This window comes from Nitrosomonas sp. (assembly GCF_040240425.1).
GTDB lineage: Bacteria > Pseudomonadota > Gammaproteobacteria > Burkholderiales > Nitrosomonadaceae > Nitrosomonas.
This window is the reverse complement of sequence record NZ_QPHG01000007.1, coordinates 38,387-52,141: the sequence shown is the minus strand read 5'-3', so window position 1 is coordinate 52,141 and position 13,755 is coordinate 38,387. Positions and strand designations below refer to the sequence as shown.

The window sequence follows — 13,755 nt, the reverse complement described above, 5'->3', positions numbered from 1 at the left end:
CCCTAAAGCTACCAATAATGATGAAAAGATATGGTCTCAACATCGTATTAGCAGCACTGTTGATTTGTTTTGCGACGGCAATTTTCGCGCAACAAACGATAACTGCGGAAACACCGCCCAATAGTATCCGTTCCATCGATATTTCCACTTTTCTGAATGGCGAAGTCATCGTCAAACTTGCTTTAGATCAATCGCTTTCCGTTCTGCCGACGGGCGTTGCGTTGGATAACCCACACCGCATTTATTTCGATTTTCATCAAGTTACCAATGGCTTGGGCAGAAATGTGCAAGAAGCTGCCGAAGGTGATTTACGCAGCGTTAATATTGTGCAAGTTGGGGATCGCACCCGGCTAGTGATGAATTTGGCAAGGCTCATGCGGCATGACATCCGTGCACAAGAAAACATTCTCTTTGTCCGGCTCGTGAGCGTGCCAGAGAACCCGGCAACCGCTACCGCCATCCGGTTTGCGGAAGAGACGCCCAATCAGCACATGAACAGTTTGCAGGATATCGATTTCCGCCGTGGTACAAAGGGGGATGGCCGGATTGAAGTGGACATGACAAAGCCGGGCGCGACTGTTGATGTGCAGACTCAAGGCGATGACGTTTTCGTTGAGTTTGTCGATACATTGCTACCCGGCAGCTTGAAAAGACGATACGACGTGGTCGATTTTGCGACTCCCGTGCAAACCATCGAAGCATCGAAGAAAGGCAATAACGTCCGGATGCACGTGAAATCCGGCGGACGCTGGGAACATTCGGCGCGACAATCCGGTACCCGGTTTGTTCTGGAAATCCGCGCATTGAGCGAGGATGAAGAAGAAATTGCAAAGAAGCAACGGGCCAACGGCGGATATACCGGGGAAAGATTATCGCTTAATTTTCAGGATGTCGAAGTGCGCGCGGTTCTGCAAGTCATCGCTGATTTTACCAATCTGAATATCATTGCCAGCGATTCCGTTGCAGGCAATCTCACATTGCGCTTGAAGGATGTTCCGTGGGATCATGCGCTCGACATCGTGTTGCAGGCGCAAGGTCTGGATAAACGCAAGACCGGCAATGTCATTTTTGTGGCACCGCGCAAGGAAATGGCGGACAGGGAATTGCTCGATGTGGAAGCGAAGATGCAAATCGCCGATATGGAACCGCTGCGTTCTGAGATTTTTCGCTTGAATCACCGTAGGGTGAATTCCATGTCATTTGAAAGCATGCTCAGCAAACGCGGCACGATCAATGTGGACGAAATCAGTAATACGATTACCGTTACCGATATTCCGGCCCGATTGGACGAAGTCAGAAAACGTATTCAGAAATTGGACATTTTCGAAAGACAAGTCATGATCGAAGCGCGTATTGTGGAAGCGACCGATCTATTTAGCCGTAATCTTGGAGCCCGTTTTGGGATTCAGAACTCAACCAATTTGGGAAGTCAGGGGCTTGGAATTTCCGGCAATTTGGCCGATTCGAGTGCTTTAGCTGGCGGCAGTTCGGCGGGAGGAGGGAATAATCTGAACGTCAATTTGCCCGCAGCAGCAGCGACCGGATTGCTGGGAGGACCGGCTGCATTGGGATTGAGTTTGTTAAAGATTAACAATAACCGGCTCATTAACTTGGAACTGTCTGCACTGGAAACCGATCAGAAAGGGCGGATTATCGCGAGTCCGCGTGTGGTAACGGCGCATGGTGTGGAAGCGATTATCGAACAAGGCGATAGGGTGCCGTATCAACAAGCGACCAGCAGCGGCGCCACCAGTATCCGTTTTATGGATGCTACGCTGCGATTGAAAGTGAAACCGCTGATTACTTACAATGGCCAGATCGACATGGAACTCAATGTCAATCAGGACAAGATCGGTACTGCAATCAACCAGTTTTTGCCGCCACCGATCAATACCAAACAGGTCACGACCAAGGTTCTGGTAGAAAACGGTGGAACGGTAGTGATTGGCGGTATTTTTGATCGCACCGAAAACGAAGTGGTTAACAAAGTGCCGATGCTGGGCGATATCCCGGTACTGGGCTACGTTTTCCGTAATACCACTAAAGTCGATAACAAACGTGAATTGCTGATTTTTGTGACGCCGCGCATCTTGAGCGAGAATCTCAATCTTCAGTAATTGCCGGTTATTGTCCCGACGGAAATCCAATTTGCCGCCATGCTTCATAAACCACAATGGCGACGGCATTGGATAAATTCAGACTGCGGCTGGTGGCCATCATCGGCACCCGGATGCGCTGTTGCTCCGGAAAAGTTTCCATGAGGTGAACCGGCAAGCCGCAGCTTTCCGAACCAAACAAAAAAACATCTCCAGCGGCATACGCGATCGAGTCGTAGCGCTGCTTCCCCTTCGTAGTGATCGCAAACAGGCGCTGTCCTTGCAAATGCTGATCGCACTCCGTCCAATCTTCATGGACTTTAATCGAAGCAAATTCATGGTAGTCCAGACCGGCGCGAATCAATTGTTTATCCTGCAGCGGGAAGCCGAGCGGTTTGACCAAATGGAGCTGTGAGCTGGTATTGGCGCACAGACGAATGATATTGCCCGTATTGGGCGGGATTTCAGGTTGATGCAGAACGATATGAAACATACGGCTATTAGAGTGTGTCGATTAGAATGAAATAGAAGGATCGGTTTACTTTATTTCCGGCAAGGCTCTGGCAATCACCCAATTACTGATTTCAGCCGCGCCTTGCCGGTGCAATACTTTGGCCAGTTCGTTGAGGGTCGCGCCGGTTGTCATGACATCATCAACTACCGCCACATGCTTGCCGGATAAATCCATTGTACAGCTAAAGGCTTTGCGGATATTTTTCGGCCGCTCTTTCCACGGTAACCCGGCTTGTGGCAGCGTATGCTTGATGCGGCTGCAACCGTCCGGCAACAAGGTAATGCTGGTTTGCTTGGCGATGTAACGGGCGATTTCCATCGCTTGGTTAAAGCCACGCTCGCGTAACCGGATCGGGTGCAGCGGCATTGGCACGATGACATCAGGCATCGTTTCTACCGCTTCTAGCCGGGCGATGAACAGATCGGCAAGAACCGGTGCGATCGCTAGATTGGTTTGATATTTTAATGCATGAATCAGCGCATCGGCAGGAAAAGTATAGCGCAGTGCGGCAATCGTGCGCGTGAATGCGGGCGGCTTTTTCAAGCAAGCGCCGCAGATTTCCCCCGTTGGCACCGGCCACAAGCAAACAGGGCAATGGTGATCAGGCAATTGCGGTAAATCGCGGTAACACGCTGCGCAGAAATCCTGAGCGCTGGCGGTGGCGCAGAGCAAACAATTTTTCCGGATCCAGGTCGGCATCGCATTTAATCCGTTGTTTAAAAATCGGCGGTGGTAAAATAACTCGCAATGAATACAACATTGGGTTTCTAAGGCTATCGGCAATGGGCGCGATCGCTGCAGCATTTAAACAGTACAATAGGTAAATTGATATGAACTTGGATTCACTGACAAGCAACGAAACACAAAACGATCTGGGCGGGATAACCGGAAAATCGCAAGACTCGGCGCATTGGAGCGTGGCGGATATTGAATCATTGCTGAATGCGCCGTTTAACGATCTGATCTATCGTGCGCAAAGCGTGCACCGGCAATATCACGACGCCAATGGCGTGCAGTTATCGACACTGATTTCCGTAAAAACCGGCGGCTGCCCGGAAGATTGCGGTTACTGTCCGCAGGCCGCGCGTTATCACACCGGCGTTGAGAATCAGGACCTGCTGTCGCTCGACGAAGTGGTCTCTGCCGCATCTGCCGCCAAAGCCAAAGGCGCGTCGCGCTTCTGTATGGGGGCTGCCTGGCGCGGCCCGAAACAGCGCGATATCGAGAAAATGACCGAGATGGTACGTGCGGTCAAATCACTGGGCATGGAAACCTGTGCCACGCTGGGTTTATTGAAACCGGGACAGGCGCAGCAACTCGGTGAAGCCGGTCTGGATTATTACAACCACAACCTCGATACCGCGCCGGAATTTTATGAAGAGATCATCACCACGCGGCAGTATGAGGATCGTTTGAATACCCTGCAGGAAGTGCGTCAAGCGGGCATTAATGTGTGTTGCGGCGGCATTGTCGGGATGGGTGAGACGCGCCGCTCGCGCGCTGGATTGATCGCACAGTTGGCCAATCTGAATCCGTATCCGGAATCGGTGCCGATCAATCATCTGGTGCAGGTCAAGGGTACGCCTCTCTACGGTACGGAAGCACTCGATCCGCTCGAATTCGTACGCACCATCGCCGCAGCGCGAATCACCATGCCGAAAGCCATGGTACGGTTGTCCGCAGGACGGCAGGAGATGTCCGATGCGATTCAAGCGCTGTGCTTCCTGGCCGGTGCCAATTCCATTTTCTACGGCGACAAATTGTTGACGACCGGAAATCCGGAAACCGATCGCGACCGCATGTTATTGGATAAGCTGGGGCTGCACGCGCTGTCGTAGATGTTTGCGGATCTGGCTGAGCAACTGCGCATACGCGAGCAAAAAGGTCTGCGGCGCACTCGGCAAATCGTCGATTCCCCGCAAGCAAGCCATATCACGATTGATGGGCGCGATTATCTGGCGTTCAGCAGCAACGATTACCTGGGACTTGCCAACCACCCGGAATTGATCGCATCGGCATGTGACGGTGCCCGGCGCTACGGCGTTGGCGCGGGTGCCTCACACTTGGTCAACGGTCATAGCGCCGCGCATCATGATCTCGAAACAGCACTGGCGGCATTTACCGGATTCCCGCAAGCCTTGCTATTTTCCACCGGCTATATGGCCAATATCGGCATGGTCACGGCGTTAGCCGGGCGCGAAGATGCGGTTTTCGCTGACAAACTGAATCATGCTTCGCTGAACGACGCGGCTTTACTGTCGCGCGCGCAGTTCATTCGCTATCCACATTGCGATCTGGCAGCACTGGAACAACGTCTGGCCACAGTCCAAGCGCGGCGCAGGCTGGTCATTTCCGATGCAGTGTTCAGCATGGAAGGTGATATCGCGCCGATCCGGCGATTGATCGCATTGTGCGAACGCTACCATGCATGGCTGTTATTGGACGATGCGCATGGTTTTGGCGTATTGGGCGAGCAGGGGCGCGGCAGCTTATTTTTGCCGGAGAATGCGCACTCCCATTCGCCGAATCTCGTCTACATGGCGACGCTTGGCAAAGCGGCCGGTGTATCCGGCGCATTCGTCGCGGCGCAACCGGAAGTGATTGAAACCTTGATCCAGTCTGCGCGCAGTTATATCTACACCACCGCCACACCGCCGTTGCTGGCGCATGCATTGTTGACCAGTGTGCGATTGATCGGACAAGACGAATGGCGGCGCGAGGCGCTGCAACGTAATATCGCGCAACTGAAACAAGGCGTGCGGTCATTGCCGTGGAAATTGCTGCCGTCCAATACGCCGATTCAACCCTTGCTGACCGGTGACAGCGCTGAAGCCGTACGCATCAGCCAGGCATTACGCGAACACGGTATTTTAGTACCGGCCATTCGTCCGCCCACGGTGCCGCAAGGCGCGGCGCGGCTGCGTATTTCATTATCCGCTGCCCACCGGCCGGAAGATGTGCAACGCCTTACCGATGCTTTGCACGAATTGGCATCGGCATGACATCATTACACATTGAAACCTTTGGGCAAGGCCCTGATCTCGTGCTGCTGCACGGCTGGGCCATGCACAGCGGCATTTGGGGTAGCGTGCGCGATTTATTGGCACAACAGTTTCATGTGCATCTGGTCGATCTGCCCGGGCACGGCTTGAGTCCCGCGAGTGAGCCGGGAACACTCGATCATTTGGTTGAGATCGTTGCTGAGATTCTACCCGAGCGTTGCATGCTGGGTGGCTGGTCGCTCGGCGGACAGGTTGCGATGGAACTGGCTTTGCGTGAACCGCAGCGGGTGGAAAAACTGGCGCTGATTGCCACGACCCCATGTTTTGCCAAGCGTGGCGATTGGGAATCGGGCATGGAGCATAAATTGCTGCAATTGTTTCTGGAAAACTTGAAACTCAATTACGCCACGACGATCACTCGTTTCTTGACGCTGCAAATGAGCGGTGACCGCGATGCGAGCAAAATCCTGCCGCAATTGCGCAGAAACTTTTTTCTGCGTGGCGAGCCCGATCCCGATGCATTGGAAAAAGGCTTGCGGATTTTGCAGCACAGTGATTTACGTGAGCGGATGGTGACCATCAAGCAACCGGTTTTAATCGTGCATGGCGAAAATGACGTGATCACCCATCCGGCAGCGGCCGATTGGATGCACCGGCAATTGCCGCAATCGCAGCAGGTGATGTTTGCGCACTGCGGTCACGCGCCGTTTTTATCTTACCCCGAACAATTTGTGGCTCATCTCAATGCATTCCGGACAAATTCTTGACAAGAAACAACTGCGTGCTGCGTTTGAACGCGCTTCGGCCAGTTACGACCATGCGGCGGTGCTGCAGCGCGAAATCAGCAACCGTATGCTGGGGCGGCTGGAGTACATCAAATATAAACCCGATGTAATTCTCGACGCGGGCAGCGGTACCGGCTACGGCAGCCAGCAACTGGCCAAACGCTATCCGAACGGCCAATTGATCGCGGTCGATATCGCCTGGACGATGCTATCGCATGCGCGGCCCAATACCGCCTGGTGGCAACGCTTGCTGCCGTTGCAGCAACAACGCAGCGACTATGTCTGCGGCGATATCGAGCAATTGCCGTTCAAGAATGCAAGTGTCGGTCTGATCTGGTCGAACCTTGCACTGCAATGGTGCAATGACCTGGATCGCACCTTTGCCGAAATGCATCGTATTTTGCGTGCCGATGGATTGCTGATGTTCAGCACCTTCGGTCCGGATACTTTGAAAGAACTGCGTCAGGCGTTTGCGAAAATCGACGGCTATAATCACGTCAATCGCTTTGTCGATATGCACGACATCGGCGATCTGCTGGTCAATAACCGCTTCTCCACCCCGGTGATGGACATGGAATATATCACCTTGACGTACGACGACGTCATCAGCGTGATGCGCGATCTCAAAGCCATCGGTGCGCACAACGTATTGCAGGGTAGGCAGCAAGGATTGATGGGGAAAAATAAATGGCAGCAAGTCATCGGCGAATACGAAAAACTGCGCCGCGACGGCAAACTGCCCGCCACCTTTGAAGTGGTGTACGGCCACGCTTGGAAGCCGTTCGATCCGCGCTCAATGCTGACGCCGGAAACGCGCCGGCAATTGGGTTTGCCGCCTTAATATGGCGCGAGGTTACTTCATTACTGGCACCGATACCGGTGTTGGTAAAACCACTGTCAGTTGCGCGTTGCTGCGAGCGTTTGCCGCGCAAGAGAAAAGAGTCATCGGCATGAAGCCGGTAGTTGCGGGCAGTGAAAACGGAACATGGCCGGATGTCGAACAACTGATCGCCGCCAGCAACATCAGCGCCGCCCGCGAATACGTCAACCCCTACGCTTTTGATCCCCCCATCTCACCGCATATCGCCGCGCAACAAGCCGGGACCGAAATCGATCTTGCGGTCATTCAACATGCCTACCAAGCACTCAGCAATCAGGCGGATATCGTTATCGTCGAAGGCGCGGGTGGATTTCTGGTGCCGGTCAATCAAACGCAGAACGGCGCGGATCTCGCACGCGCATTAAATCTTCCGGTGATTTTAGTGGTGGGTATGCGGCTCGGTTGCTTGAATCATGCAATGCTGACCGCGCAAGCGATCCGCATTGCCGGTTTACCATTGGCGGGCTGGGTGGCGAATGGCGTTGATCCGCAGATGCGGATGCTGAAGGAAAATATTGCGACGTTGGAGCAGCGGTTGGAGGGGCCGTTGCTGGGAATAATACCGTTCACCAAAAATAGCTATCCGGAAGAAATTCAGTTTTTTGACTGTCTTAAAGCTGAAGGAGGCACTGAATAATAGTCTGCATAAGTGATCTACTGCACCATGTGGTACTGAAAAAATTACCTATCACAATGATAGATTTCATTTGCCTTCTCCCCATTCGTTTTGTACCTCACCTTGTTTGCCAAATTATTCAGTGTTTTTTTAAGCCAATGATTGCTTAAAAAATAATTTTTCTGACCGGTACTTGATTCAATCGTAAAAACGGAGAATACTTAATAGCCGTTTGCGGTTTGTTCAATAAATTTTGGCCGTTTCGCTGCAGCAGGAGTATCAGATAAATGCCCTTACTTTTTAAATTAGTAGTGCATTTGGAACAAGACAAATGGAGCAATTCACTTTTTCCGGTGTTCTATACTCAAATTCGAATGCCAATGCTGTTGCCAAGGGCTTCTGGATTGGTCCGATCAATAATAAAAAAGGAATAATTCTATGTTACACATACTTACTCATTCAGTAATGCGACTAGCTGCTGCTCTGATTATTAGCGGGGGAGTCAGCTTATCTGCTTATGCTTTTCCAATTGCCGCACCAGGCAGCGAGGGTCTTAAAGTAATTGCGACTGGTGGAGAAATCATCGCAACTTATGAAGGAAATTCCGCCTCATTCAGCAATGATCTTTACTTGGGTTCTACTTTTATTTTTAATAACCATGCTACACCGGTCGGTACTTCGGTAAGTTTGGGAACTTTTGCTGCCGGAACCGAGCTCATGTTCCGCATGCATGTTAACAATACCGGTCATGATTTTTTTACCGGTGAGGCAAGTCGCAATCCGGATAGCCACGAACATGCGCGTGTTCAATCCGACTGGCTTCCGAACACCACATTGGTCAGTTTTGAAGATTTGTACAATGGGCCTTTTGACTACAACGATTTGAGTTTCTCATTTTCCAATACGATAGCAGCCGTGCCTGAACCGGAAATTTATGCAATGTTTCTGGCCGGGCTTGGACTGGTTGGTTTCTGCGCGCGCCGTAGAAAACAAAATGTCTAATTAATTATTTTTAACAGAGATAACCCCGTTCCAAGTAACGGGGTTATTTTTTACTAGTAGCTGTTCGATCTGTTCGTGTATATTTTTCTGGAATCAAGCTTAGTCACTGTCGCTGCAGTTTTGATGCGGCGTGCAACAAGTGCCGCTGATTATGAATGCGTGCTTGGCTGCATTTCGTGATTTTTGTCTAACACCGGGTGATGATTTATGCCGCAAAATACCCCGCGCAATTGGTCTCAGCAAGTTACCGGAAACAGTAATGCTTTGGATCTCGAACAGGATGTTTTTACCTGGGGTGATCCGCTCAAAATCGCGGTGTCGTTGAAGCGGTCGGCTGACAATAGCCAGCGGCGCAAGGCGGAACCATTTGCGTCGGCGATGGCTATGCTCAATTTCTATATCAACCGGGCGGGGAAGCATTTGCCTGTGCAGCAACGTGAGGTGCTGGAAAAAGCCAAGGATGAGCTGCGCGTGTTGTATGGAAAGCCGCGTCACAGGGGTTAGTTCGCCGCCCCGGCGGCAGTCGCGTAGCTTTTTTTGATTCAGCCTGTCACAATCTGCAATTTCTTTTCGCCACCATTTGTTAATCCGATAGCCTTTTTACCTATGAGTTACCTCGACTTAACCGACAATCAATTCAACCCCAAAGGTTTCTGGGACCGGCCGCTGGAAAGTTTGAATCCGCCTGCAGTCCATGAGCTGGCGCTGTTCGATCAGAATGGCTACGACTTGACCGGTTTGGAGCAACGCTATGCTGAGGCTAACCTGGCGACCGCCCATGCGCACCGGGAACACCGGCATGCGATCAAGACGCCTTGGTTTACACAGCCGGAACGAGTGGAAGGCGCGGTGCTTAACCATAGTTTGTTATTCGAGCGCAAAGGGTACTGCGGCGAAGCGCTGGAGCAGCTCGAATGCTGGGCGCAAGCCAATCCGCTGATCTATAAAATCATCCGTATGCGCCCCAAGTGGGGGTTGGATTTCAGCATGGATTATGCCGACCGCGCGGGCAATGTGTTTGAAGTGCTGCACTGGGAATACGACGGTTTCGATTATGCGGAAGTGGCCGAACGCAAGCAGCAGCTGGAAGTTAAATTGGCCGCCACGGATTGGGACGATGCTGCCGCCAGCATTCTGAAACAGAAAGACCAATGGCACCACCTCGATTTCTTCGCGCAAAGCGATTGGAAATGCCATTACTTCGGTATCGTCAAGGAACGCTTTAAGATGGTGATTTGGGAGTAGAAATCTATCGCGTCAACGCGTAGAGACCGCTGACTTTTCATAGAGGATTATTTCGTTAACCCGATTCAGTTACGCGCTTAGGAGAACGTATGTCAGACCTCAAGGATCCCCGGGTGCTCTTCGCAGCGGAACGCACGTTGCTGGCCTGGAACCGTACCAGTCTTGCCTTGATCGCTTTCGGTTTTTTGGTTGAGCGTGCCGGCCTGCTATTGAGCGCCCTGGCGCCGGATCATGTGCATGCTTCCGGTATGATGCTGACATTCTGGCTGGGGTTTGCTTTCGTCTTGCTCGGCGCGGTGTCCGCCATTTATTCATCCCGCCAGTATGCGATATTCCTGAAAACCCTAAACCCAGACGAATTCCCGGAAGGTTATGGAACCCGTTGGGGCATGCTGGTGAATGTCGCTGTGGCTATCTTGGCTTTGGGACTCATTGTCGTGCTTTACATCGGGCGTTTTTGATGTGATCACTGGGAGCAAGAATGCTGTGCCGTATCTGGCGATTCCAAGTGCTCCATTCTCAAAAAATCATGCGATTTACTGTTGTTACACACAGAATCGAAGGGGTACCCATACTCGTTGTTCAGTTGACACCGGCCAGTGTTTTCACCCATTTCTAAGGAGATTTTCAGCGGATATGGATCGATTGAATACCCCATAAATGGTACAACTCGACTATAAAAAAAGTAGTGCTGCCCTATGGTTTTAATATTTACAGCAAACTACTATCCCCATACGAAATGGGTTAAAAATAATTCAATAAGTGATTTTCCAGATAATTTTAGTCTTGAAAGGAAAGAAAATGATCAAAAATAATAAATTAGTTAGCACAGTGGCGTGCATTCTAGGATTGGCGGTACTGCCATCGGTTGCATCGGCCGGTTTAAGTGACCACACTTTTGCTTGGACTCACAACGTTGGCAGCGCGCAACTGGTGCTGAATGGCAGCACAACGTATACGGCGACCAATCGCGGCTGGGTTGACGAATTTGGTACCAACAATTTTGGTGGCGCGACAGGAAACTATATTGCGGGTACCTGCGGCTCATCCGATTCGTGCGGTGGAAGCGATACGTTTGCGAATAACTATTTCGCATTCGACGTGCATCGCGCTATTGGAACCACTAGTGCAGTATTGAATTTGTATCAACCAGCGGTTGGAGAAAACGGTGGCGCGAATGGCGGTTTCTTGAGCCAATCGGCTGCATTGTTGTATACCCTGTTCGATGTTTCCGGTAATCCTCTCAGCGATACCGGTCTTGGAATTTTTAATGATCTGGCATCCGGTAATTCTTACGGTTCGATTTCAGTGGATTCATCGAGTAACGGTAGTATCGTCTCCATTACGCTCAATGCGGCAGCCGTGGCTGCGATTGATGCAGCTTACAATAGCACCGGCACTTTCTTTATTGGCGGTACGGTGAGTCCCGTACCTGAACCCGAAACCTATGGCATGTTATTAGCAGGCTTGGGCGTCCTGGGATTTATGGTTCGCCGTAGAAATCAGGTAGCTTAATTTTATCGGATGCCGCCTGCTATATCCGGCGGCATCCATCAAGGTTCACCCCCATCTCATCGGTTGCGTTTAAAGCCAACAAAACCCGCAACTATCCCAACAGCAATACCAGCAGTTGTAACCACGAAAACACCCTGATCGGGTAAGCCAAAATAGCTGGTTTTCTTTGTTTTGCCTGATGCATCAAATGCATCAGGAATATTTTTTCCCAGACTGAACCAATCATAAGCAATGAACTCATATGTGATTCTGTTTTTCTCGGCTCATCACAAAAGCATATGTTTTACAAAGAAGCGCTCAGTCTCCTCGCCATCGCAATCACTTTGGCCGCGTTCATTCCATACATCCGGGAAATTTTCCGGGGCTCGATTAAACCGCATATTTTTTCCTGGGTGATCTGGGGTGCGACGACGTTGCTGATTTTTGTGGCGCAATTGCAGGACAAGGGCGGCGCGGGTACTTGGCCGATCGGTGTTTCAGCCGGAATTACCATCGGCATTGCCTATCTGGCCTACCTGAAGCGTGCCGATGTGACGGTTACTCGAGCCGACTGGGTATTTTTTATCGCGGCATTGTCTTCATTGCCGCTGTGGTTCTGGACATCCGATCCGGTGTGGGCGGTGGTGTTGTTGACGGCAATCGATGTGATCGGATTCGGGCCCACGGTCAGAAAAGCCTATCAATTCCCATATTCGGAATCACTGCAATTTTTTGCATTATTCACGTTGCGTAATGTACTGGTGATGCTGGCGCTGGAGAATTTTTCCGTGACCACGCTGTTGTTTCCGGCTGTTATGCTGGTGATTTGTGTTTTCATGGTTACGCTGATCGCATACCGCAGGAGGGTCGTCGTGGCGTAATACGTTTCTGATTTTATTGCGTCACAACACCGGATTTCCCGGTTGCAGTACACTAGGCCGCTGATCTAAACAATCCTGCATTCCGGTGAAATCAACAGGGACTTAACCATATGGCTTACAAAGAATACAAAGTGCTATACGTGACGGAAGGCGGACTGGGAACGATTTTCCTGGGCGCGTCGGGTATTCCGATCAAGCGGCTGGAAATGACGCTGAACAGGGAAGCCGCGGATGGCTGGACGCTGGTGTTTCAGTTTGTCGAGCAGAAGCGGTTTTTGCTGTTTTGGAAACGGGAAGCGGTGATCATCACGCTGGCGCGTTAAGCATTGCCACATCCATGAAAAGCCAGGAAACCATCCAGGAAGACGAAGAGCGCATCAGAAAGCAGGTACGGGAATTGCCGGATGACAAGCGGCTGCAATTTTTCAAACAAGCCGAACAAGAACTGAAAGATCCGGATACTTACGCGGTGCTGAATTATCTTTTTGTCGCCGGTCTCCATCATTTCTATCTGGGTAAACCGCTGCGTGGCACGATCAATCTATGCCTATTCATTACCGGAACAGTCATGTTCTTCACCGGGCTTGCCGGCGCCGGATTGCTGCTGATTATTGCGATCACGGTGGTTGAACTGAGGGATTTGTTTAATTCGCAAAGCGTGGTTCAGGACTACAATAATGAAGTTATGGAAAAGATCTACCGCGCGGTGAGTCAGAATGAATAGATTAACGAATCAGATTCTATCCGGCGCTGTTGTCGCGCTATTGCTGGTATGTGCGCACAATGCCAGCGCCGAGAAAATATGGAATTGGCGTTACACCAGCAGCAGCGTTGTCGCCAGAGGAACACTCACGACCGCCGAAACTGCCGATGCACAAGGCTTTTATCCAATTCTCAGTATTGCCGGACACCGCAATGGTGAGCGCATTACTGGTCTGCACCCCACCGGTAAATCCATTCCGGGAAACGAACCGTTTACGCTGGATAATCTGATCCGTATCGACGCGCAGGGACAGATCACGCCGCATGGATTCGGTTTTGCCACGGCATCCGGCGGCTATGCCAATACTTTTTATGCCGAATTTCTCGCCACACCGGTTTATATGGAAGTGTTCATTACACCGGCGAACTATAGCGAACTGCCAATCCAATTCTCAGCCACGCCCGTGACCGAACCGGAAATCCAGCTGGATGCGCCGGTCGGTGGATCCGGAAGAATGGATGATTAGGGAATTTTTCG

General features: G+C 51.3%; 17 protein-coding genes. 15 read left to right on the top strand and 2 right to left on the bottom strand.

Features of this window, described 5'->3' with window-relative positions; translation table 11 throughout:
* Positions 1–17: 17 nt before the first annotated feature.
* Positions 18–2,117, top strand: coding sequence for a type IV pilus secretin PilQ (locus DU481_RS04040; protein WP_350132800.1), 2,100 nt, complete (start codon positions 18–20; stop codon positions 2,115–2,117).
* Between the two features lie 7 nt (positions 2,118–2,124).
* On the opposite strand, the gene trmL is transcribed toward DU481_RS04040, so the two are convergent.
* Positions 2,125–2,589 (bottom strand): tRNA (uridine(34)/cytosine(34)/5-carboxymethylaminomethyluridine(34)-2'-O)-methyltransferase TrmL, encoded by a 465-nt coding sequence (trmL, locus tag DU481_RS04035; RefSeq protein ID WP_350132798.1) that lies wholly within the window; start codon positions 2,587–2,589, stop codon positions 2,125–2,127.
* A gap of 45 nt (positions 2,590–2,634) precedes the next feature.
* Positions 2,635–3,309, bottom strand: coding sequence for a ComFC family protein (locus tag DU481_RS04030; protein ID WP_350132796.1), 675 nt, complete (start codon positions 3,307–3,309; stop codon positions 2,635–2,637).
* Positions 3,310–3,440: 131 nt separating this feature from the next.
* On the opposite strand from DU481_RS04030, the gene bioB reads away from it, so the two are divergent.
* The 14 genes from bioB (at position 3,441) to DU481_RS03960 (ending at position 13,744) form a co-directional block, all read left to right on the top strand.
* Positions 3,441–4,448 (top strand): biotin synthase BioB, encoded by a 1,008-nt coding sequence (bioB, locus tag DU481_RS04025; protein ID WP_350132794.1) that lies wholly within the window; start codon positions 3,441–3,443, stop codon positions 4,446–4,448.
* The gene (bioF, locus tag DU481_RS04020) at positions 4,449–5,612 is read left to right on the top strand and encodes an 8-amino-7-oxononanoate synthase (RefSeq protein WP_350132792.1); all 1,164 of its coding nucleotides are present in this window, start codon (positions 4,449–4,451) and stop codon (positions 5,610–5,612) included.
* Positions 5,609–6,379, top strand: coding sequence for a pimeloyl-ACP methyl ester esterase BioH (gene bioH, locus DU481_RS04015; protein ID WP_350132790.1), 771 nt, complete (start codon positions 5,609–5,611; stop codon positions 6,377–6,379). The genes bioF and bioH overlap by 4 nt, the downstream gene beginning before the upstream one ends.
* The gene (gene bioC / locus DU481_RS04010; RefSeq protein ID WP_350132788.1) at positions 6,357–7,238 is read left to right on the top strand and encodes a malonyl-ACP O-methyltransferase BioC; all 882 of its coding nucleotides are present in this window, start codon (positions 6,357–6,359) and stop codon (positions 7,236–7,238) included. Before bioH ends, bioC begins: the two co-directional genes overlap by 23 nt.
* 1 nt (position 7,239) lies before the next feature.
* Positions 7,240–7,914, top strand: a complete 675-nt coding sequence (bioD, locus tag DU481_RS04005) for a dethiobiotin synthase (RefSeq protein ID WP_350132786.1) — start codon at positions 7,240–7,242, stop codon at positions 7,912–7,914.
* 417 nt (positions 7,915–8,331) lie between these two features.
* Positions 8,332–8,895, top strand: a complete 564-nt coding sequence (locus DU481_RS04000) for a PEP-CTERM sorting domain-containing protein (RefSeq protein WP_350132784.1) — start codon at positions 8,332–8,334, stop codon at positions 8,893–8,895.
* Positions 8,896–9,102: 207 nt separating this feature from the next.
* A complete protein-coding gene (locus tag DU481_RS03995) occupies positions 9,103–9,399 on the top strand; it encodes a DUF3175 domain-containing protein (RefSeq protein WP_350132782.1) in 297 nt (98 codons plus the stop codon).
* Positions 9,400–9,501: 102 nt separating this feature from the next.
* A complete protein-coding gene (locus DU481_RS03990) occupies positions 9,502–10,140 on the top strand; it encodes a hypothetical protein (protein ID WP_350117040.1) in 639 nt (212 codons plus the stop codon).
* 89 nt (positions 10,141–10,229) lie between these two features.
* Positions 10,230–10,601: a YidH family protein gene (locus DU481_RS03985; RefSeq protein WP_350132780.1), complete on the top strand. Its 372-nt coding sequence runs from the start codon at positions 10,230–10,232 to the stop codon at positions 10,599–10,601.
* A gap of 340 nt (positions 10,602–10,941) precedes the next feature.
* Positions 10,942–11,655: a PEP-CTERM sorting domain-containing protein gene (locus DU481_RS03980; RefSeq protein WP_350132778.1), complete on the top strand. Its 714-nt coding sequence runs from the start codon at positions 10,942–10,944 to the stop codon at positions 11,653–11,655.
* A gap of 278 nt (positions 11,656–11,933) precedes the next feature.
* Positions 11,934–12,515 carry a hypothetical protein gene (locus DU481_RS03975; protein ID WP_350132776.1) on the top strand — a complete coding sequence of 194 codons (582 nt, stop codon included), beginning with the start codon at positions 11,934–11,936 and terminating at the stop codon, positions 12,513–12,515.
* Between the two features lie 110 nt (positions 12,516–12,625).
* On the top strand, positions 12,626–12,838 hold the full coding sequence (locus DU481_RS03970) for a DUF4177 domain-containing protein (RefSeq protein ID WP_090319510.1): 213 nt from the start codon (positions 12,626–12,628) through the stop codon (positions 12,836–12,838).
* A 14-nt stretch (positions 12,839–12,852) separates the two neighbouring features.
* The gene (locus tag DU481_RS03965) at positions 12,853–13,239 is read left to right on the top strand and encodes a TM2 domain-containing protein (protein WP_350132774.1); all 387 of its coding nucleotides are present in this window, start codon (positions 12,853–12,855) and stop codon (positions 13,237–13,239) included.
* Positions 13,232–13,744, top strand: a complete 513-nt coding sequence (locus DU481_RS03960; protein WP_350132772.1) for a hypothetical protein — start codon at positions 13,232–13,234, stop codon at positions 13,742–13,744. The genes DU481_RS03965 and DU481_RS03960 overlap by 8 nt, the downstream gene beginning before the upstream one ends.
* Positions 13,745–13,755 lie beyond the last annotated feature (11 nt).